A 20276-nucleotide genomic window follows, 5' to 3' on the forward strand; every position below is an offset into this window, starting at 1 on the left:
GAACATGCGAGCGAGCAGGCTGGTGCAGCTGCTGCTCCTGTTGCAGGCCAACGGCGGGGCGACCGCGACCGAGCTGGCACGGGAGCTGGAGGTGTCGGTGCGCACCGTGTACCGCGACGTCGAGGCACTGTCGTCGGCGGGCGTGCCGGTGTACAGCGAGCCGGGGCGCGGTGGTGGCGTCCGGCTGATCGACGGCTACCGGACCCGGCTCACCGGCCTCACTTCCGACGAGGCCGACGCGGTCCTGCTGGCCGGGCTGCCCGGCGCCGCCGCCGACCTCGGACTCGGCACCGTTCTCGCCACCGCCCAGCTCAAAATGCTCGCCGCCCTTCCACCCGAGCTGCGCGGCCGAGCGACCCGCATCGCCGAACGCGTCCACATCGATATGCCGGGCTGGTTCCACCGCCCGGACGAAACGCCCACGCTGTCCACGGTCGCCGATGCGCTCTGGCACGACCGCCGCCTGGCCATCAGCTACCGCCGTCACGACAAGAACGTCGACCGCACCCTCGACCCGCTGGGCCTGGTCATGAAGGCGGGCACCTGGTACCTGATCGCGCGCGACCGATCCGATATCCGCTCCTATCGGGTGAGCCGGATCGCCACCGCCCTGTCGACCGGCGAATCCTTCACCCGCCCTGCCGATTTCGAACTCGCCGCGCACTGGCAGGAGTCAACCGACGAGTTCGCCCGGTCCATCCTGCGAGTCAGCGCGCGATGCCGGATCTCGGCCGACCACCTGACCCTGCTCCGGTTGATGAACGACCCGGCCGCGGTGCGCCAGGCGCTCACGTCCGTCGGCGCACCCGACGCCGACGGCTGGGTGGACATCACCATCCCCGGCGAGTCCTACGAGATCCTCGCGCACGCTGTGCTGCCCCTCGGCGAACACATCGAAGTCCTCGATCCACCCGAACTCCGCACCGCGATGGCAGGTACGGCGGCGGCGATGTACGCGCGCTACCACCCGTCGGCGTGACCGGCATGGTCCGCACATCAGCATGTCCAGTCGAGAATCTCGCCCATCGCACGCAGGGAAACCGACGGCGGCGTGACCCGCAATGCCGTGTCGCGCAGGGCGACCAGCGGCGCGGCGGACAGCTGGCCGATCATGCCGATGCGGGCGGACCGGGCGGCGATCATCTGCGTCCGTGGACGTCGCTCCCGGTCATACCGCGCCATCCCGTCGGGCCGGCCCGCCAGCCGCGCCAGCACCACGGCATCCTCGAGCGCCTGGCAGCCACCCTGCCCGAGATTCGGTGTCATCGCGTGGGCGGCGTCGCCGACCAGGGCGATGCGACCGGCCGTGAAGGTCGGCAGCGCAGGCAACTCGTAGATGTCGTTGTGCAGCACCGTGTTCTCGTCCGCGGCGGCCAGCAGGGCCGGGATCGGGTGATGCCAGCCGGCGTAGCGGGATCGGACCTCCGCGAAGGTTCCCGCGGCATTCTCGGGCGCGTTGTAGACGGCGAAGCAGTAGGTACGCCCGTCGGCGAGCGGGGCCATGCCGAAACGTGCTCCACGACCCCATGTCTCACCGAACTCGGTCAGCGCTTCGTCGATGTCGACCACCGCGCGCCACGCGGTGTACCCGGCGTAGCGAGCGGGCACATCGCCGCAGACCGCGCGGCGGACCACGCTGCGGATCCCGTCCGCGCCGACGACCAGATCCGCGGTCGCCACACCGCCGGAATGGACCACCGAACCATCGGTACCCGCTTCCGACACCGACATGCCGGTCCGCACCACACCATCCGGGAGCGCGGCATGCAGGATGTCGAGCAATGCCGCGCGGTGGACCACCACGGGAACACCGAATCGCGCACGCATCGTGGCCACATCGGTGTGCGAGAGCCACCCGCCGCGGGCGTTGCGGATCCCGGCCGAGACGTCCTCGATCGCCTGCCCACGCACGGCCGAGCCGACACCGAGCGCGTCGAGTGCCCGCAATGCGTTGGCCCACAGCGAGATTCCCGAACCGACCTCGGCGACCTCGGGCGCACGCTCGAGCACCTCGACCCCCCAACCGCGCCGCGTCAACGCCAGCGCGGTAGCCAATCCCCCGATTCCGCCACCGACGACGATTGCCATGGACATCGCGTTCTCCCCTCGTTGCAGGTACCGGCTCACCGCACCACTCCGAACAACAACGCGGCCAGCACGGTGCCGATCAGCGCCACCGACGGCGGCGATTTCGTCAGCATGGCGGTCCCGCCGGTTCCCACGGTCGCACCGTTGTCGCCGGTCTTGTCCCCGCCGTCGCCGTCGGGCTCAAGCGGCACGAACTCGGCAGGCACGTCGACCTGCACACGCTTGCCGATCCAGGTACCCCAGGCGATGCCCGCGGCGAGGAAACCCGGGATGCCACAGACGAATCCCAGGAGAATCAGCCAGCCGAGGCTCACCCCGAGCAGACCGCCGAGCGCGACGGGACCGGGGTGCGGCGGCAGGAACGCGTGCGTCATCGACAGACCGGCCGGCATCAGCATGGCGTAGAGCACCAGCGAGCGCCCGCCACGCTCGGCCGCGACGTACACCAGCGGCGCGAGCACGAAGATGCCGATGTCGAAGAAGACGGGGATGCCGCCGAAGCCCGTTTCCAGCAGTGACTCACCGGCTTTCAGCGGTGTGCCGACGATCTGGGCGACCGGTAGCCCCGCGGCGAGCGCCGGCAACAGACCGGTCAGCAGCAGCGCGACGAGCGGCTCCAGTTCGACCTTGATGATGGCGATGAGGAGCACGGCGATCGCGAGACCGCACAGCACCAGCAATCCGGGGGTGGTGGTGCGCAACCAGTCGACGGTGGTGCCCATGGGATACCTGTCAATCAAGCGAATGGACGAAGCGTGCGGCCTTGGCGCCGATGTGGGACCAGCGCGAGCTCGCGACGTCGAGTGGTGCGACCACCTCGGTGCCCGCGGTGACGGCGATCGCCCCCGCCTGCAGGAAGTCGCGGGCGTTGTGGGAGTTGACCCCGCCGGAGGGGATGAGGAACACGTGCGGGAACGGACCGAGCAGATCCTTCAGGTAGGCCGGGCCGAGCGTGCGGGCCGGGAAGATCTTCACCGCCGCCGCACCCAGCTCGACCGCCGCCAGCACCTCCGAGGGCGTGAACGCGCCCATGATGACCGGGATCTGATGGGCGACAGCCACTTCGGCGACCTCCGGACGCAGCGCGGGCGTCACCAGGAATTCGGCACCCACCTCGATCGCCGCTTCGGCCTGATCGCGGGTGGTCACGGCGCCGACGCCGATCACGGCGGCGCTCACCGCCGAGGCCTTGCCGATCGCGTCGAGCACGCCGAGGGTGGTGAAGGTGAGCTCGACGGCGCGAATGCCGGACCCGGCGAGGGCTTCGGCGAGCGCGACCGGGTCGGGGATGGCGGGCGCGCGGACCACGGTGAGCACACGGTCGGCGCGGATCACCTCCATGGCCTCGGACGACGAGCTGAGCAGCGGGTTCATCGGGTCTCCTCTCGCGTGGCGTCCATGCGCAGGGCACGTCCGGCGCGCACACCGGTCGCGGTGCCGCTCTCCAGCGCGAATTCGCCGTTGACCAGCACGTGCTGGATACCACGCATCTGTTGTTGTGGATGCTCGAAGGTTGCCGTGTCGTGGATCGTCGCCGGATCGAACACTACGAGGTCGGCGGCAAAGCCGGTGCGGACGAGTCCGCGCCGCGCCAGCCGCAGCCGGGCGGCAGGCCTGCCGGTGAGGTGGTGCACGCATTCCTCCAGCCCGAGGACGCCGAGTTCGCGGACGTAGCAGGGGAAGGCAGGCGGCGTTGGGCGTGATGCCCTCGTCGAGCCGGTTCAGGTATTGCGCGACCGTGCGCCAGGCGAAGTCGAAATCGGGGGGACTACCGTTCCAGCCCGCGATCTGCTTGCGCACCACCGCGAGTGCGGCGTCGTCGATCGGCGCGTAGGACAGGCCGTCCTGGCCGATCACCTCGGTGGTCACGCCCTGGGTGATCTTCGGGAAGTGCCCGGGATGGGTGAGCAGGGATAGGTCCGAATGCGCGTGCATGTCGATGAATCGGGGCGCGAGGACCGAATCCGGCTGCACCGCAACTACTCTCGCGTCGGTGGGGATCGATCCCGACGGTCCCGTCTCGGCGATGCGCCCGGCGCGGATCAGTACGTCGCCGCGACGGCGCGGGGTGCCGGTGCCGTCGACGATATCGATGGCACGAAACAGCAAGTCCGTCAGGGTCATCCGTCAGAAGTAGGTGCGGATCAGGTCGACCACGCGGGGCCGGTCCGCCGCAGCGCTGTCGAGCACCGGGATGAGCCGCCACTTGTCGAACGCCGTGCACGGATGTGACAACCCGAGCCGCACGATGCTGCCGACCGGGAGATCGGCGGCCACGGCACCGGGCAGCCGCAGGAAGGTGTGCTGATCGTTGAGCGCGGTCACCTGCGCGCCGGTGGGCAGCGCACCGCCGCCGACCACCCGCTGCGGCACCGGCAGGCCCTCGTCGAAGGGGAAGTCACGCTTGCCGCCGTCGAGCAGCGCCAGTTCCGGTTCGGGCCGGGAGACCACCCTGGCCCAGCCGTGCATCGCGGCGCGCAGACCGGGCTCCACCGCGGGTGCGGTCAGCGGGGAGATGCCGGCGTAGAAGCCGTCGTCGTGGACGAGGTAGGCGCCGCTGCGCAGGACGACCGTGGTGGTGTCGTCGGCCAGCCGCGCCAGCTCGTCGACGACGAGTTCGGGGTAGGCGCTGCCGCCCGCGGTGACGATCGCCGGACCCGGGTAGGCGCCGGACGTGGCGAGTTCGGTGTGCAGGGCGGCGAGTTCGCCGAGGTAGCCGCGCACAGCCGCGACACCGGCGGTACTGCGATCGCGGGCCAGCGCGCCTTCGTAGCCGGCGACACCGGCCAGGGCCAGCCGTTCGCCGGCCCGGATGGCTGCCGCGACCGCCCGCGCTTCCGTGCGGGTGCGCGCCCCGGTGCGACCCTGCGGGCCACCCAGTTCGACCAGCACCCGCACCGGTGGGCCGGGCGGGGTATCGCGCAGGATCTTGTCCATCAGCTCGACGGTGGCGACGCTGTCGGCCCAGCAGTAGAACTCGAACGCGGTGTCGCGCGCCGATTCCGCGGCGACCCAGGACAATCCGGCCGGATCGACGAGCGCGTTGGCGAGCAGGATCCGGCCGACACCGAACGACCGGGCGATCTGGGCCTGCCAGCCGGTGGCCAGCGTGATCGCCCACGAACCGGCCGCGAGCTGTTCGCGCCACAGTTGCGGCGCCATCGTGGTCTTGCCGTGCGGGGCCAGCGCGACACCCGCCGCGGCGGTCCACCGCGCCATCAGCGCGAGATTGGCGTCGAGCAGGCCGCGATCGAGGGTGAGCAGCGGTGTCTGCCACGGGGCGAGTTCCGGCGCGCTCGCGAGGTAGTCGCGCACGGTGTGCCCCCACGCCGCGGGCGGCACGCTCTTGTGCCACGGTCCGAGCACCTCGTCGGCGAGCGCGTCCACGACGGTGTTGTCGATCGTCACAGCTTCCCTTTCCGTCGATCGCCGCGGAGGTCACCCGGGCGGATCGGTCATATCGGCATTGCACCGCCCGCACCCTGATGAACGTGCGGGCGATCGTGGAGGCCGCCGGGGCCACCTGCGGCGACGTCGTGATGCTGCGCGTCTACCTCACCAAAACAGACGATTTCGCCATGATGAACGAAGCGTATGGTGAATTCGTCGTCAAGCACACGACCACCGGCGTCCTGCCGTCGCGCACGACCGTTTTCACCGGCCTGCCCCGCGAAGAGATGCTGGTGGAGATCGACGCGCTCGCCGTCGTCACGGACTGAACGGCGATTCCGGTGATGTCTCCGACATCGCGCACTACCCCGTGTCGAGATGGGGCAGCCCCCGCAAGGGAGCAGTTTCACCGTTCTACCGAGGAGCACCGCATGTTCGCCAAAACCGCCCGTCCGCTCGCCATCGCCGCTCTCGCCCTCTCCGTCACCGCCATCGGCGCAGGCCCCGCCTCGGCGGCCACCGCGCAGCCGGTCTTCGGTTCGGTGGCGGTCTGTGTCGGCGTCCCGCTCGGGCCGATCGTCTTCAGCGTCTGTATCTAGCGGCTAACCCGAGTTGCGCAGGGCGGTGGCCAGGCCGTTCATGGTGAGCAGGATGCCCCGCTTCACGAGTTCGGAATCGTCACCGCTGCGCAATCGACGCAGCAAGTCCACCTGGAGCTGGTTGAGCGGCTCCAGGTAGGGGAAACGATTGTGGATCGACTCCGCCAACGACGGGTTGTCGCTGAGCAACTCGTCGTGGCCGGTGACCGCCACATACATGCGGATGGTGCGGGCGTGTTCGTCGCGGATCATCCCGAAGATCTGCGCGCGCAGCGCCGCGTCCTCGACGAGGTCGGCGTAGCGCGCGGCGATGTCGAGATCGCTCTTGGCCATCACCTGCGCCAGGTTCGACAGCACTGTGCGGAAGAACGGCCAGCGCTGATAGAGCTCGGTGAGCCGGGCCAGGCGCTGCGGGTCCTCGCCCACCCATTCCTCGAGCGCGGTGCCGGTGCCATACCAGCCGGGCAGCATGACGCGTGCCTGGCTCCAGGCCATCACCCAGGGGATCGCGCGCAGGTCCGAGACCGAATTGGTGGGTTTGCGCGAGGCCGGGCGGCTGCCGATATTGAGGTCGCCGACCTCGGCGACCGGGGTGGACTGGCGGAAGTACTCGACGAAGCCCGGGGTGTCGTGCACCAGGCGCGCGTAGGCGGCGCGGGCGCGGGCGGCCAGGTCGTCGAGCAGTTCGTAGGCCGGTTCGGCGTCGTCGCCGAGGCCTTCCACATCCAGCAGGGTCGATTCGAGCGTGCCCGCGATCAGTGACTCCAGATTGCGGTGTGCCGCACCCTGTTCGGAGTATTTCGCGGCGATCACCTCGCCCTGTTCGGTGAGCCGCAGCGAACCACGCACCGCGCCGACGGGCTGGGCCAGGATGGCGTCGTAGCTGCGTCCGCCGCCGCGACCGACGGTGCCGCCGCGACCGTGGAACAGCCGCAACCGGATTCCCGACTTGCGGGCCACCTCGACCAGATCCAGTTCCGCCCGGTACAGCGCCCAGTTCGCGGCGAGATACCCGCCGTCCTTGTTCGAATCGGAGTAGCCGAGCATCACTTCTTGCCGCATGCCCGCCGCCGCGACGAGCTCGCGATACACCGGAACCTCCAGCACCTCCGACAGGGTCGCGGCGCCGGCGCCGAGGTCCTCGATGGTCTCGAACAGCGGGACGATGCCGACGGGGCTGCTCGGCGTGCCCTCGGCGGTGCCGGGATCGAGGATGCCCGCTTCCTTGAGCAACAGGGCCGCTTCGAGCATGTCGCTGACCGAGGTGCACATGCTGATGATGTAGTTCGGGATGGCGGCGGCGCCGAAGGTGTCGATCACCTGCTTGGCTGCCCGCAGCACCCCGAGTTCCTTGGTGGCGAGTTCGCTCAGCTGCGCGTGCGGGCCGAGCAGTGGCCTGCGGGTGCGTAGTTCGTTCGCGAGCAGGTCGACGCGGTCGGCCTCGGACAGGCTCGGATAGTCGGCATGCACGCCCGACCAGGCCAGCAGTTCGGTGACGACCTGCTCGTGCACCTCGGAGTTCTGGCGCAGGTCCAGGCTCTGCAGGTGGAACCCGAAGGTCTCGATGGCGTGGCGCAGGGCGGCGAGGCTGTCGTCGGCCAGCAGCGCGTCACCGCTGGCGCGCATCGAGGCGTCGACGGCGTCGAGGTCGTCGAGCACCGCCTGTGGGGTGGCATACGGCGCGGCCGTGGTGGCCAGGCCGCTCTCCGGCAGTTCGCCGAGCGCCAGTTCCGCGGTGGCGCTGAGGCGGGCCCGGATCGCGTGCAGCGCACGGCGATACGGCTCGTCGGCGAATACGGCGGGATCGGGATAGCCCGCCTCGGCGAGCGCGGCGACCGCGGGCGTCACCGGCACGAGCCGGGCGGACAGGGACAGCGTCTTCTCCAGGTCGACCAGCTCGTCCAGATACCGGCCGAAGGCGTAGGCGGACGCCTGCCCGGCCGCGGTGTGCACGACTTCCGCTGTCACATACGGGTTTCCGTCGCGGTCGCCACCGATCCACGAGCCAGGGCGCAGGATCGGGCGCGGCAGCAGCTCGGCATCGGGCCAGCGCGAGCGCAGCGCGGCGCGCACCTGCGCGTTGATCGCCGGGATCACGTCGTAGAGGGTCAGGTCGTAGTAGCGCAGGCCGACCGAGATTTCGTCCTGAATCCGCAAGCGCGCCAACCGGATCAGCGCGGTCCGCCACAGGGTGAGGACTTCGCGGCGGATCTGGCGCTCGGAGTCACCGAATCCGGGGTCGCCCGGCTCGAGCCTGCGCCGCAGCCGCATCAGCTCGGTGATCTTGGCCTGGACATCGAAGACCGTGCGCCTGCGGGTCTCGGTCGGATGCGCGGTGATCACCGGCGAGACGAGGGCGTCGGTGAGCAGCTCGGCCACCGTCGAGCCGTCGAGGGCGGCGGCGTCGAGCTTGTCGTAGGTGGCGGCCAGCGAGGAATCCTGGGGCGGCTCCCCCGCCGACACGTGGGCGGCACGGCGACGGTCACGCTGGATGTCCTCGGCGAGGTTGGCCAGCAGCACGAAGTAGCTGAACGCCCGGATCAGCGGAATCGCGACCTCGGTCGGGGTGCCGTCGAGCATGTCGGCGACCGCGCTGCGCTCGACCTCCTCGCGGCGCACCCGGAAGGCCTCGATACGCACCCGCTCGATCAGGTCGAAGACCTCGGGACCCTCGTGGTCGCGGATGGTGTCGCCCAGGATGCCGCCGAGAAACCGGATGTCCTCGCGCAGCGGCCGGGTCGCTTCCTGCTCCTGCACGGTTCGCGAATCGCCCATGGAAAGACAGTATTGCCGCCGTCCCCGTGGCGCGACCCGGCGACGCGCCCCGCGCGAGTGATCAGGCCTACAGTCGCCGGATCACCCGCGCCGGGTTGCCCGCGGCGAACACCCGGTCCGGCAGGTCGCGGGTGACCACGCTGCCCGCGCCGACCACCACGTCGTCGCCGATGGTCACCCCGGGGCACACGATCACGCCGCCGCCGAACCACGCGTTGTTCCCGATCCGGATCGGCGCCGCGGATTCCCACCGCTGCCTGCGCTTCTCGTGATCGTCCATGGGGTGCAGCGCGGTCAGCAGCTGACAGCGCGGGCCGATCGAACAGTCGTCGCCGATGACGATCGGCGCGCAGTCGAGCAGGATCGCGTCATAGTTGAGGAAGCTGTTGGCGCCGATCTCGATGAGATAGCCGTAGTCGCACTGGAATCGCGGCATGATCCACGACCCCTCCCCCACCTTGCCCAGCAGCTCGCCCAGCAACTCGAACCTGCGCCCGGTCTCGTCGGGACCGGTCCGGTTGAACTCGTCGCACAACCGTTGCGCCCGTTGCCGTTCGGTCACCAGTTCGGGATCGCTGTCCTTGTACAGCTGCCCGCTCAGCATCCGCTGCTTCTGTTCACCCACTGCGCCGAGTGTAGGGCGACCGGTGTCGCCGAGGCGTTGCCTGCCGGTGGTCCGGTGGATACGTTGGTCGGCATGGTGTCGATGACGCATCTCGCGTCCTTCGCGGGACTGTCCTTCCTGCTTGTCGTGGTTCCCGGCCCGAGCGTGCTGTTCACGATCAGCCGGGCGCTGACGGTCGGCAGGCGGGCGGCGCTGTTGACGGTGGCGGGCAATTCGGTCGGGGTATACGTGCAGGTAGTGGCGGTCGCCATCGGGCTCGGCGCCCTCGTCGCCACCTCGGCGGCGGTGTTCACCGCCGTCAAACTGGTCGGCGCGCTCTATCTGGTCTATCTGGGAGTCCAGGCGATCAGGCACCGGGCCGACCTGGCCAGGGCACTCCAGCCCGGCCAGACCACGCCGGGTTTCTCCACCACGGCGGTGCTCCGCGACGGGTTCGTCGTCGGCTTCGCCAATCCGAAGACCATCGTCTTCCTGGCGGCGCTGCTGCCGCAGTTCGTCGACCCCACCCGGGGCTCGGTCCCGCAGCAGATGCTGGTGCTCGGCATCTGCATCCCCCTGTTCGGGATGGTGTTCGATTCGCTGTGGGCGCTCGCGGCGGACTCTGTGCGCAGCTGGATCGCCCGCACTCCGCGCCGCCTCGCCGCGGTGGGCGGCACCAGCGGGCTGGTGATGATCGGTCTCGGGGCCTCGCTGGCCTTCACCGGACGCAAAGACTGAGCACCGTGGACGCGTCGGCGACGGCGTGAAAGTAGGGTCGGAGTGGTGACGACAGCGCGGACCCGACACAACTACACCGGTACCTCGGTCGCCGAACGGCAGATCGAGCGGCGGGCGCTGTTCATCGAGGCGGGGCTGACCGTGTTCGCGGAGAAGTCGTTCGCCAACAGTTCGCTGACCGATGTGTGCGCGGCGGCGGGGTTGTCGCGGCGGCAGTTCTACGAGCAGTTCGGCGGGCGCGAGGAATTGCTCGTCGCGGTGTACGACACGGTGCAGGGCAAGGCCAGGGACGCGGTGGCCACGGCGCTGGCGGCGGCGGAGACCGACGACCTGCGCGCGCTGATCGACGCCGCGGTGCGGGCGTACACGACGGCGATCACCGACGACATCCGGTGCGCCAAGGTCGCTTTCGTGGAGATCGTCGGCGTGAGCCCGGCGATCGAGGCACATCGCGCGCAGGTCAGGGACCGGTGGGGTGAGGTGGTGGCCGCGATCGCCGCCGGGCGGGCGGAAGCGCGGACGCCGCCCGGTGGCTGGCGGGTGTCGATGGCGGCATTCATCGGCGCCGTGAACGGCGCCGTGCACCAGTGGAGCCTGGATGACCCGCGGCCGCCCGTCGACGAACTGGTCGACGTGTTCTCCACCCTGCTCGAAGCCCTGACAACCGCGGAGCCCTCCGGCCACTGATTGCGATCCACGCCACACCCGTGCCATAGTAGCCGTCATTGAGACGAAGGCGTCTCAAATCACGTGAGGACTGTGCACGATGAGATCTCCCCTCGCTCTGCGATGGTTCGCCCTGGCGACCGGCGTGATCGCGGCCGCAACGGTCGTGGTGGCCGGGCCGGTCGCGGCCGAGCCCGCGGCCGTGGCGCCCGCACCGGTGATTCCGCTGCCGCCCGAATTGGATCCGGGCTTCTACCTGCCGCCCGCCGACATCGTGGCGGCCACAGCGCCGGGTGCGATCATCGCGGCTCGCCAGGTGCGGATCGCCGACTTCGGCCTGCTGCCGATCGACGTGGATGCCTGGCAGGTGTCGTATCGCTCCAACAACAGCCGCGACGAGGCGATCCCGGCGGTCGCCACCGTGATCAAGCCGCGCGGGCAGGCGCCCGAGCCGCGCAAGCTGCTGTCGGTGCAGCTGGCCGAGGACTCCACCGCGGGCTACTGCGCGCCGTCCTATGCGCTGCAACATCTTTCGGTCGCGCCCCTGGCCGGCCAGATCGTCGTTCCCGCCGAATTCCTCTTCGCGCAGGCCGCGCTGGCGCAGGGCTGGGCGGTCGTCGTTCCCGATCACCAGGGCCCGAATTCGGCCTATGCGGCGGGGCCGCTGGCCGGCCGGATCACCCTCGACGGCGTTCGCGCGGCGACCTCGTTCGCACCCCTCGAAGTGGGGCCGACCGCGCCGGTCGGGCTCTACGGATACTCCGGCGGCTCGATCGCGACCGGCCACGCCGCCGAACTGCGCGCCTCCTACGCTCCCGAGCTGAATATCGTCGGCGCGGCCGAGGGGGGTGTCGGCGCCGACCTCGGAGCCGCCTTGAGCATGGCGAACAACCAGCTGACCTCGGGCCTGGTCTTCGCCGCCGTCCTCGGACTCACCCGCGAGTACCCCGATTTCGCCGCCTATCTCGATCAGCGGCTCGACCCGCTCGGCAAGGGGCTGTCCGCGATCAAGTCGCCCCTGTGCGTGCAGTACCAGTCGGCGCTGCTGCCGTTCCTCAACCTGACCGGCATGATCGGCTCCGACGGCAACCCGCTCGACGACCCGCCGGTCGCGGCCATGCTCGACGACACCCGCATGGGCAAGTCCGTGCCCGACATGCCCCTGTTCGTCTGGCATTCCGCCTGGGACGAAATCCTGCCGCTGGCCGCCACCGACACCCTGGTCGACAAGTACTGCCGCGACCCGAGCACCTCACTCACCTACACCCGCGACCACGCCAGTGAGCACATCGTCGCCGAGGTCGTCGGCGGCCCGGCCGCGCTGATCTGGCTGCGCGACCGTCTCGACGGCGTCCCCGCCCCCACCGGCTGCACCACGTCCGACGCGGGCACCATGGCGGCCACGCCCGGCGCGCTCGCCTTCCTCGGCGACTCCCTCGCCGCGAAGTTCGCCACCCTCTTCGGCGTGCCGCTGGGCTCCCGCTGATTGTCGCCGACGGTCCGGGGCGTGGTCGATGACCACGCCCCGGTCGTGTTCGCGCGCACACTGATTCAGGATCGACGCCCACTCGGCGATACATATTGACGTTCTGTGTTGATTTGTATCATACTCGCCGGGTTCGTCGATCATGATCAGGAGGTGCCCCGTTGACCGATAACGCACGGGCTGCGCTGGAGTTACTGCGCGATGCGGATCAGTTCAAGTGGTATGTCATTCCGCTCTTACTGATGGTCATCTACATCTATTCCGTCGAGATCGAGCGGCGGAACTGGAATGTGCTGTTCGCGGGGCTCGCGCTGTGGGGCATGGACTGGTTCAACGAGATCTGGAATGCGCTGGTCTTCCACGTCACCGAGCGGGCACCGGTGTGGGCGGCGAGCGGGCCGACGGCGTATCAGATCCTGATCGGGCTGAATATCGAGATCTGCTTCATGTTCGCCATCATGGGGATTGCGGCGGCGAAGATGCTGCCGCCCAAGGAAACCCGGATCTTCGGGCTGCCGAACCGGCCGGTGCTGATCGCGGCGAACTCCGCCGCGGCGGTGGGTGTCGAGGTGCTGCTGAACAAGGCCGGGATGCTCACCTGGGACTGGTCGTGGTGGCAGCCCGGCTTCCCGTTCCTGATCTGGATCATCGGGTACGTGCCGTTCTTCGCGGCCTGCTTCTTCGTGCACGATCTGCCCACCGTGCGCAGCAAGGCGCTCGTGGTCGGCGCGATCTTCGGCATCGACGCCATCGCTCTGCTCGGTTTCGGCGCGGCGGGGTGGCTGTGAGGCGCGGGCACGCCGTGCGGCGTGGGGCCCTGATCGCGGCGGCCGGGCTGGTCTTCGCCGGGGTGACAACGCAATCGGCCACCGTCGCCGATCCGGGATGCCTGCCGGTGGGTACGGTCGGCACCCCGGAAGTGACGGTCGACGAGTCCGCGGCGGGGTTGGCGGATTTCGCCCCGGCGACTGTCGCACTGCCCGAGCAGGTCTACCTCCGGACCACCACCGAGTCGTTCAACCGGCGCTGGAGCTTCGCGACCCGCGACGGCAACGTGTATGTGAAAGAGGCTGCTGCCCAAGGTGGTTGGCGCACCGTGGCGCTGCCCGGCTGCCTGGCGGGCACCATCGCCGGTGTCTCGGCCGACGACGACGAAGTGATGATGATCGACCGCGACGGCCGCTTCATCACGATGGACCACGCGCTCAGCGCGCCCAAGGACTGGAACTGGAGCAGCCGCTACGGCACCCCGCTGTGGACCGGCCCCGGCAACACCCTCCCGCCGGGCGCGCTGACCTGGTCGTGGTCGGTGTTGTCGCCCAACGAAGATCACGTGTGGACCGACACCGCCGGGAACGAGCATCCGGTCGGCGGGGCGAAGGTGTCACACGTGTTCGCCCTGACCCACGGCGGTCAGCGGATCCAGTATGTCGATCCGTGGCTGCCGGTGGATCACAGCTACGAGATGGGACTGCCGTTCGGCGGCCGGTTCCAGGCGGTGGCGCTGTCCACCAGCGCGTCGACCTCGCTGATCGTCAACAGGTTCGGCGACTTCTACACGCGCCTCTACGATTTCGACATCTCCGGCGCGGACAAGGTCTTCTTCCGCTACTCCTACCAGGATCAGCGCGGACTGCCCGAGGCGCCGGACATGCTGTCCGAGCGCATCGACGGCCGCTACGCCGCCATCCAGCTGCCCGCCCCCGACTGGGTCGCGCAGCCGAAGGTCCCCGGTGAGATCACCGACCGCATCTCCCTTCACCGGACCGGTCCCGGTTCCGCGGCCCGGGAGCTGCGGGTCGAAGGCCGTGACGGCGGGCGGACCGGTTTCTGGCGCAAGACACTCACCGACCCGGCATGGACCTTCGTCGCCACCGATCAGCCACTCGCCGGTGCGGCACTGGAGAATTCGCCGGTGAACCGGGCACAGGAAACGCTGGGCCCGCCGTCTCCGTACGACTACCAGGGCACCTCGCCGCAGGGCTGGACCGCCGGCGTGCAGTCCTTCGACCTGGCCGTCTCCCCCACTACCCTGCGCATCCGATTCGACGACGGCACCGGGCTCGACGTCGTCCTGCACACCGTCGACGGCTTGCGGCAGAGTCCACAGCAGCCCGGAATCACCGGTCAGCCACGATACTTCGACGGGACCATCGAGGTGCCGCAGCAGGTGCTGGCCGACCTGGATACCCAACCGGCCACCGTGCGGGATTTCGTGCGAAACACCCTCGGCGGCAACCGCTTCACCGACACCTCGGTCGATGTCACCGACGCGCGCTTTCACCTCGCCCTGTGGGACCTCACGCTGCATCGACGCTGACCGGCATCGACGAAAAACTCTGGAGCACAGGTGGTGACGGGTGTAGGTTGCGACCATGGGGGCCTCCTATTCCAGTCATCACGTGTGCCTGGCGTGCCAAATCTCGTTCAAACTCCGGCCGCGAGAACAGGGCCGCCTGTGCCCACTGTGCCGTGCACCGATGATCAATGCCGGGCGGGTACCTCACAGTGCCCGCACGGCGCGACAAGAGCGGATGGGCGGCATTGACCGCAGTCCTGGAGTCAGGACTGCGGTTCCACCCCAGTTGCTGCCAGGGCTGCGGCCCAGGATTCCGGCCGAGGACGGCAGTTCAGGTCAGGGAGCGGCGCCGGGTCGCCCGTCGGCTCGGCGTGCGGGAACGGACGTTGCTGAGCACCGCCGATCCGTCGAGTGTTATTGCGGCAGTGTCCGGTTCCGCGCGGCACTGATTCCACGCAACGCACACGCCGTCCCCTCGGGCGTTCTGACAGCCGACGGGCGCGCCAGTATCGTTAGCGGGTGAATAATCCAGGGGGACCATCTCATCCGCATGCACCCGGGCCGCAGTACGGACCTAGGGGATACCAGGGAAACGGCGTGCCGGGGCCGGGCTATCCGATGAACAGGCCGTTCGCACCGCAGAGGCCCCTACCGCCCCAGCGCAACAAGGGCCTCATCGTGGCCGCGGTGGCGGGTGGCGGGGCACTGGCAGCGCTGGCGATCGGCGCGATGGTGTATCGCGGAATCACCGATCCGCACGGCAGAAGCCAGATCGACGATCTGACGGCCGGTCGCTGCGTCGATCGGCCGTCGTCGGCAAGCGGCACGATCGTCAGCCTGCCGACTCGATCGTGCACCACACCGCACGACGGCGAGGTGGTCTACGTCGGAGTGCTTGCCGAGTGGGAGAACACGACCGCGGCGCGCGAGGCAGGCCGAACCCTCTGCCTCACCCATGCCACGCCCGTCATCGAGGCCAGTCGAGCGTCCGCGATCGTCGAACTCATGTCCTACGCGCCGGCGGACGCCGCCTCGTGGCGCAAATCCAGCGCCGTGCAGTGCGTGGCATGGGCCACCGGTGGCACGAAGCTGACCGAACAGATCTCCGGTAACTGAGCTGCCCTGGTCAGGACACCTCCCGGTGGCGGGGTTGGACTCGGTGGAGGAGGACTTGTTCGAGGAGGGCTACGAGGACGTCGCGGACGGAGTCGCGGTCGCGGGCGTCGCAGTCGAGGACGGGAATCCAGTCGTCGAGGCCCAGGGCTTCGCGGACCTCGGCGAGGTCGAAGTGGGTGGCGTCGTCGAAGCGGTTGACCACGATGACGAATGGGGTGTTGTGGTCTTCGAAGTAGTCCAGGACCGGGTAGCAGTCTTCGACGCGGCCGGTGTCGACGACGATCACCGCGCCCAGCGCGCCGTCGACCAGGTCGTCCCACAGGAAGACGAAGCGGTCCTGGCCCGGGGTGCCGAACAGGTAGAGGATCAGGGACTGGTCGAGGGTGATCCGGCCGAAGTCCAAAGCGACTGTGGTGGCGGTCTTCTCGGCACGGCGGCCGGGGTCGTCGACGCCGATCGACACCTCGGTCATCGACGCCTCGGTGACCAGTGGCTCGATCTCGGAGATGGCGCCGATGAAGGTGGTCTTGCCGACGCCGAAGCCGCCGCTGACCACGATCTTGACCGATGTCGGCATCGCCGGAGCGGTGCGGAATTCAGAGTGCCCGAACAAGATCCCTGATCCTCTCGATGGCGGCGGTCGACAGTTCCGGCGCGTCGCGGACGGTCACATGCCCCGCCGCCGCCAGATCGCTGACGATCACCTTGGCGATGCCGACCGGAACGCGCAGGGCGACACCGATTTCGGCGATGGAGTGCGGTCGCAGACACAACTGCACGACGGTTCTTTCCTCGAACCGCAGCGGCGCCGACAGCGCGGACGGCGGCGCCTGGACGAGCGTCTCGATGCGCAGACCGTCCAGCACCGGGACGGTGCGGCCCGCGGTGACCACGAACGGACGGACGAAGCGGTCCTCGACGTCCGCGCTGTCGGTGGGCGCCACCGGGACCGGCCCTAGTTCGTCGCGCCAGCCGGTGGGCCGGTTCATCGGGATCATGCGCGGGTCGGGCAGCCGCGGGCGATCGGGATCTCTCATCTGCGCAACGACTCTCGCAGTTCCCCGATCAGCATCGGGTCGAGCAGCGCGCCCGCGCGTTCGGCCAGCACCGCCATCTCGTAGCCGACGAGACCGACATCGCAACCACCGTCGGCGATCACGCCGAGACAGCTGCCGTCGCCCAGCGCCGAGACCAGCAGGAAGCCGCGCTTCATCTCGATCATGATCAGCTTCAGCCCGTCGAAATCGTAACTGCGCGAGGCACTGCGGGCGAGGCTGGACAGGCCGGAGACCATGGCGGCGAGCCGGTCGGCGCCGGTGCGATCCAGGCCGTCGGACATGGCGATGAGCAGCCCGTCGGAGGACACGGCGACGGTGTCGCGCACGCCGTCGGTGTTGCGGACGAAGTTGCCGAGCAACCAGTTGAAGGTGTGGGGGTCGGCGGTCGGTAGATGGGTGGTCACCGGGGGCTCTCCTGAGGTCGGGTCCGATCGGTCAGTGGGTCGGATCGGGCGGGGTGGGCGCGGATCGGGTATCGCCACCGCGTTCGTGGCCGGTGCGGAAGGAGGACAGCATGCTGCGTGTCTGGTCCGGGGTTCGTTCGACGGCGGGTGGACGGTCCTGGCGGGCCGCCGGTTCACGGCGAGGGCGGTCCGGCGAGCCGGTGATCTTGGCGCGTTTGCTGCGCTTCACCAGACCGTTGCGCGTGCGTTCGACGGCGGGGCCACCCGGTTCGACCGCGGGCCGGCCTCGACGGTCCGGGTCGGAGGCTGTGGAGCCGATCCATTCGACCGCCGGCTGGTCGAGATGATCTGCGAGGAGCGCTGCGGAGCCGATCGATTCGGCCACCGGCCGGTCGGGACGGTCCGGGTGGAGCCCGGGCACCGCAGATCCGTTGCTGGTACGGACGGCGACGGAATCCGCGGGTGCGGCCCCGTTGCGGCCGCCGCGGTCACCGACGGAACTCCCTGTGCCGGTGAGGAACTGCGCGTAGGGTGACCCACTCGCCGCATGGTCCGAGGCATGGCCGTTGGCAGTGTGCGGCGGTGCCACATTCCCGTCTGCTGCCGCGCCGCCGTCGGCGGCCTGCCGCCGCCCGGTGCCATCGGTAGCCTCCGGCAGCTGGGTGCCGTTGGTGGTGTGCACCGGCATCTCGACGCGGCTATGTCTGACTCGGCCGCCGGCACCGTTCGACGCCGTTCCGGGGCGCTTCCCCGAGCGCGTGTCCTGAGTGTGGGCACCAGGCGCACCTGCTGGACTCGCCGACACACCGGCCTCGTCCGCGCCGACCCGGTCCCTCGTGGCACCCGATGATGCTGGGCGGGAAGACGTTTCGTCGGCCAGGATGCTCGGCGGGAGCAGCAGCCGCGCGACGATGCCGCTCACCGGCGAGGTGTTGAGCTCCACATCGATGCCGAGCCGACCGGCCAGCCGGCCGACCACGTAGTGCCCGAGATAGCGCGTGGAGGCCACGATGAAGTCCTGCTCACCGCGCAGGCGCGCATTGGCCTCGGCGAGCTGGTCGGGCGCCATGCCGACGCCGTGGTCGACGACCGCGAGCAGGTAGCCGCTCGCCACCTTGCGCCCGTAGACCTCGACCTCGAGGTCGGGCGGGGAGAAGGCGAGGCCGTTCTCGATGAGTTCGGCCAGGACGTGGGCGAGTTCGCTGACGACCGCGCCGGCGATCGCGATGTCGTCGACCCGGCGCAGCACCACCCGGCGGTAGTCGTCGACCTCGGACAGGCCGGCCCGGATGACGTCGGTGAGCGCGATCGGCTCGGCCCACCGGCGCGGGCTGGCCTCGCCGACGAGGACCAGCAGGCTTTCGGCATTGCGGCGCATGCGGGTCGCGAGGTGGTCGAGTTCGAACAGGTTCGACAGCGCCTTCGGGTCGAGTTCCTCGCGCTCGAACTCGCTGATCAGGCCGAGCTGCCTGCGCACGAGATTCTGGTTGCGCCGGGCCAGGTTCGCCATCGACTCGGTGGTGTTGCGCCGCACCAGCGCCTGTTCGGAGGCGAGGTCGAAGGCGGTGGTCTGGACCCGGTCCAGCGCGCCCGCGACAGCGCCGATCTCGGCACTCGCGCCGGACGGGGTGCGCACGGGCGCGGGCGGTTCCGGCTGGGTGTCGGCGGCGCCGCGCCAGGCGGCGATCACCTCGGGCAGCCTGCTGGAGGCGACGTCGTCGGCCTCGGCGGCGAGCCGGGCCAGCGGCCGCACGATGGCCCGGATACTCGCGAACACCAGCGCCACCTCGGCGGCGATCGCGAGCAGGGCGGCCAGGGCGAACCCCGCGAGGATCAGCGCGGCGGTGCGGCGCAGGTCGGCGGCGCGAGCGCGGACGTCGTCGCCGACGGCCTGCTGCACGGTGCGCTGCGCGTCGATCACGTCGGTCATCTGCGACCACCAGACCGCCGGGTCGACCGCGGGGACCACCGGTCCGGCCGTCGACGCGATCGCGATGTTCTCCGATTCGGTGGCCCGCGTGGCACTCTCACCGGCGAGCACCAGGTCGAGGCGGTCCTGCTGGGCTGCGGTGGCGTCGCGGTCGAACTGGGTGAGCGCGGCATTGCGGGCGGCGCGGATGTCGAGGAACTGCACATACTCCCCGGGCGCGAACTCCCCGGCGGCGAATACACCGTTGAGGAAGCCGCGTTCGCGCGCCGTGAACTCCTTCGCGTCACCGAGGGCGTAGAGGGCTTGCAGGCCGTGGCGCACCGCGGGGTCGCGGGCCTGGTCGAGGCCGATAACCAGGCGGTTCATCGCGTCGACGCTGTCGGAGTAGAACTGGAAGGCCGCCTGACGCGAGACCGTGCGGGTGTCGATCTGCGAGCGGAAACTGGGCAGACCGGCCAGGTGGCCCAGGGCCGAGCGCACTTCGCCCGCACCCGGCGGGTCGGTCGCCACGATCGCGCCCAGATTCCGCAGTGCCGCATCGGTGCCCGCGCGCTGGTCGGTGACCGGCTGCAGCAGCCGCTGGTCGCCACCGAGCAGTCCGTTGCTCAGGCCGCGTTCCCGCTGCACCTGGTGCACCAGGTCCTGGGCGGCCAGTGCCACCGCGACCGCGTCCACGGTCTCACCACTGCGGCGGAAGGCGCCGATCTGCGTGGACATCGTCAACCCGAGCAGCGCGAGCACCAGCACCAGCGACACCGCCAGGATCCGGGCGAGCTGGCCGGAGATGGTGCGCGGCCGGATCAGCCTGCCACCCGCGGCCTGCCGACGGGAATGTGAACGCACCACCTGCTCCTTTGTCACGCCGCCGGGTGAATTTCCCGGCGGCCCATGGAAAGTCAGGTGTCAACTTGCACTGCGCGGACCGCGCGGTCAATCCGGGACGGTGTAAGAACGGGTTTCGTGCACTGATCTCAACATGCCGGAAATCAACGGGGGTTTCTGTATCCGAAAGCTCACAGCCCGCAACGCAATTGCGTGACCGGCCCGTTCGATGCCCGATACATAGCCGGGAAATGGAGTCGTGACGCCACCCACATTTCCGGCAGCGCGATTCGCACGGCAC

General features: G+C 69.7%; 18 protein-coding genes and 2 pseudogenes. 9 read left to right on the top strand and 11 right to left on the bottom strand.

Translation table 11 applies throughout. The features are described 5' to 3' along the window. Window positions 1-4 precede the first annotated feature (4 nt). A complete protein-coding gene (locus ACFVAV_RS29305; protein ID WP_379038784.1) occupies window positions 5-979 on the top strand; it encodes a helix-turn-helix transcriptional regulator in 975 nt (324 codons plus the stop codon). A gap of 17 nt (window positions 980-996) precedes the next feature. Here the strand turns inward: ACFVAV_RS29305 and ACFVAV_RS29310 are convergent, their stop codons facing one another. From ACFVAV_RS29310 to ACFVAV_RS29330, 5 genes and pseudogenes are all read right to left on the bottom strand, one after another. Next, window positions 997-2094, bottom strand: a complete 1098-nt coding sequence (locus tag ACFVAV_RS29310) for an FAD-dependent monooxygenase (protein ID WP_379038785.1) — start codon at window positions 2092-2094, stop codon at window positions 997-999. 161 nt (window positions 2095-2255) lie between these two features. Then, a pseudogene (locus ACFVAV_RS29315) lies at window positions 2256-2810 on the bottom strand (GntP family permease); the annotation flags it as partial. A 10-nt stretch (window positions 2811-2820) separates the two neighbouring features. Further along, window positions 2821-3462: a bifunctional 4-hydroxy-2-oxoglutarate aldolase/2-dehydro-3-deoxy-phosphogluconate aldolase gene (locus ACFVAV_RS29320; protein ID WP_379038786.1), complete on the bottom strand. Its 642-nt coding sequence runs from the start codon at window positions 3460-3462 to the stop codon at window positions 2821-2823. After that, entirely contained in the window at window positions 3459-3722 is a 264-nt protein-coding gene (locus tag ACFVAV_RS29325) for an amidohydrolase family protein (protein ID WP_379038788.1), read from the bottom strand. The genes ACFVAV_RS29320 and ACFVAV_RS29325 overlap by 4 nt, the downstream gene beginning before the upstream one ends. A 493-nt stretch (window positions 3723-4215) precedes the next feature. Then, entirely contained in the window at window positions 4216-5496 is a 1281-nt protein-coding gene (locus ACFVAV_RS29330; RefSeq protein ID WP_379038789.1) for an amino acid deaminase, read from the bottom strand. A 38-nt stretch (window positions 5497-5534) separates the two neighbouring features. On the opposite strand from ACFVAV_RS29330, the pseudogene ACFVAV_RS29335 reads away from it, so the two are divergent. Together ACFVAV_RS29335 and ACFVAV_RS29340 are read left to right on the top strand one after the other, a co-directional pair. Beyond that, window positions 5535-5807 (top strand): annotated as a pseudogene (locus ACFVAV_RS29335) (RidA family protein); the annotation flags it as partial. A gap of 102 nt (window positions 5808-5909) precedes the next feature. Then, window positions 5910-6077 (top strand): hypothetical protein, encoded by a 168-nt coding sequence (locus ACFVAV_RS29340; protein WP_379038790.1) that lies wholly within the window; start codon window positions 5910-5912, stop codon window positions 6075-6077. 3 nt (window positions 6078-6080) lie between these two features. On the opposite strand, the gene ppc is transcribed toward ACFVAV_RS29340, so the two are convergent. Together ppc and ACFVAV_RS29350 are read right to left on the bottom strand one after the other, a co-directional pair. Then, window positions 6081-8852, bottom strand: coding sequence for a phosphoenolpyruvate carboxylase (ppc, locus tag ACFVAV_RS29345; protein ID WP_379038792.1), 2772 nt, complete (start codon window positions 8850-8852; stop codon window positions 6081-6083). Between the two features lie 67 nt (window positions 8853-8919). Continuing rightward, complete coding sequence (locus ACFVAV_RS29350) at window positions 8920-9456, bottom strand: sugar O-acetyltransferase (RefSeq protein WP_379038864.1); 537 nt, start codon at window positions 9454-9456, stop codon at window positions 8920-8922. Window positions 9457-9549: 93 nt separating this feature from the next. Between ACFVAV_RS29350 and ACFVAV_RS29355 the strand changes: the two genes are divergently transcribed. The 6 genes from ACFVAV_RS29355 to ACFVAV_RS29380 all read left to right on the top strand — a co-directional run bounded on the left by ACFVAV_RS29355 (window position 9550) and on the right by ACFVAV_RS29380 (window position 15761). After that, window positions 9550-10194, top strand: a complete 645-nt coding sequence (locus tag ACFVAV_RS29355; RefSeq protein WP_379038865.1) for a LysE family translocator — start codon at window positions 9550-9552, stop codon at window positions 10192-10194. Between the two features lie 45 nt (window positions 10195-10239). Then, window positions 10240-10881: a TetR/AcrR family transcriptional regulator gene (locus ACFVAV_RS29360; protein ID WP_379038794.1), complete on the top strand. Its 642-nt coding sequence runs from the start codon at window positions 10240-10242 to the stop codon at window positions 10879-10881. A gap of 79 nt (window positions 10882-10960) precedes the next feature. Next, window positions 10961-12346 (top strand): lipase family protein, encoded by a 1386-nt coding sequence (locus ACFVAV_RS29365; RefSeq protein WP_379038796.1) that lies wholly within the window; start codon window positions 10961-10963, stop codon window positions 12344-12346. 161 nt (window positions 12347-12507) lie between these two features. Next, window positions 12508-13134: a hypothetical protein gene (locus tag ACFVAV_RS29370; protein WP_379038798.1), complete on the top strand. Its 627-nt coding sequence runs from the start codon at window positions 12508-12510 to the stop codon at window positions 13132-13134. Between the two features lie 14 nt (window positions 13135-13148). Further along, on the top strand, window positions 13149-14666 hold the full coding sequence (locus ACFVAV_RS29375; RefSeq protein WP_379038800.1) for a hypothetical protein: 1518 nt from the start codon (window positions 13149-13151) through the stop codon (window positions 14664-14666). Window positions 14667-15263: 597 nt separating this feature from the next. Next, window positions 15264-15761, top strand: a complete 498-nt coding sequence (locus ACFVAV_RS29380) for a hypothetical protein (protein ID WP_379038801.1) — start codon at window positions 15264-15266, stop codon at window positions 15759-15761. Window positions 15762-15771: 10 nt separating this feature from the next. On the opposite strand, the gene ACFVAV_RS29385 is transcribed toward ACFVAV_RS29380, so the two are convergent. The 4 genes from ACFVAV_RS29385 to ACFVAV_RS29400 are packed head-to-tail and all read right to left on the bottom strand — an operon-like array spanning window position 15772 to window position 19996. Further along, window positions 15772-16317, bottom strand: coding sequence for an ATP/GTP-binding protein (locus ACFVAV_RS29385; RefSeq protein WP_379038866.1), 546 nt, complete (start codon window positions 16315-16317; stop codon window positions 15772-15774). Between the two features lie 40 nt (window positions 16318-16357). Then, on the bottom strand, window positions 16358-16798 hold the full coding sequence (locus ACFVAV_RS29390) for a DUF742 domain-containing protein (protein WP_379038803.1): 441 nt from the start codon (window positions 16796-16798) through the stop codon (window positions 16358-16360). Next, window positions 16795-17223 carry a roadblock/LC7 domain-containing protein gene (locus tag ACFVAV_RS29395; protein WP_379038804.1) on the bottom strand — a complete coding sequence of 143 codons (429 nt, stop codon included), beginning with the start codon at window positions 17221-17223 and terminating at the stop codon, window positions 16795-16797. Before ACFVAV_RS29395 ends, ACFVAV_RS29390 begins: the two co-directional genes overlap by 4 nt. A gap of 31 nt (window positions 17224-17254) precedes the next feature. After that, window positions 17255-19996 carry a nitrate- and nitrite sensing domain-containing protein gene (locus ACFVAV_RS29400; protein ID WP_379038805.1) on the bottom strand — a complete coding sequence of 914 codons (2742 nt, stop codon included), beginning with the start codon at window positions 19994-19996 and terminating at the stop codon, window positions 17255-17257. Window positions 19997-20276: the final 280 nt, after the last annotated feature.

Origin of the sequence: Nocardia sp. NPDC057663 (assembly GCF_042799895.1) — a bacterium.
Lineage (GTDB): Bacteria > Actinomycetota > Actinomycetes > Mycobacteriales > Mycobacteriaceae > Nocardia.

Excerpts from the sequence above, each read along its gene's own strand:
- ACFVAV_RS29350 (WP_379038864.1), bottom strand. The coding sequence starts at position 9,456 with ATGCTGAGCGGGCAGCTGTACAAGGACAGCGATCCCGAACTGGTGACC.
- ACFVAV_RS29355 (WP_379038865.1), top strand. The coding sequence starts at position 9,550 with ATGGTGTCGATGACGCATCTCGCGTCCTTCGCGGGACTGTCCTTCCTG.
- ACFVAV_RS29340 (WP_379038790.1), top strand. The coding sequence starts at position 5,910 with ATGTTCGCCAAAACCGCCCGTCCGCTCGCCATCGCCGCTCTCGCCCTC.
- ppc (WP_379038792.1), bottom strand. The coding sequence starts at position 8,852 with ATGGGCGATTCGCGAACCGTGCAGGAGCAGGAAGCGACCCGGCCGCTG.
- ACFVAV_RS29310 (WP_379038785.1), bottom strand. The coding sequence starts at position 2,094 with ATGTCCATGGCAATCGTCGTCGGTGGCGGAATCGGGGGATTGGCTACC.
- ACFVAV_RS29320 (WP_379038786.1), bottom strand. The coding sequence starts at position 3,462 with ATGAACCCGCTGCTCAGCTCGTCGTCCGAGGCCATGGAGGTGATCCGC.
- ACFVAV_RS29380 (WP_379038801.1), top strand. The coding sequence starts at position 15,264 with ATGAACAGGCCGTTCGCACCGCAGAGGCCCCTACCGCCCCAGCGCAAC.
- ACFVAV_RS29390 (WP_379038803.1), bottom strand. The coding sequence starts at position 16,798 with ATGAGAGATCCCGATCGCCCGCGGCTGCCCGACCCGCGCATGATCCCG.
- ACFVAV_RS29305 (WP_379038784.1), top strand. The coding sequence starts at position 5 with ATGCGAGCGAGCAGGCTGGTGCAGCTGCTGCTCCTGTTGCAGGCCAAC.
- ACFVAV_RS29365 (WP_379038796.1), top strand. The coding sequence starts at position 10,961 with ATGAGATCTCCCCTCGCTCTGCGATGGTTCGCCCTGGCGACCGGCGTG.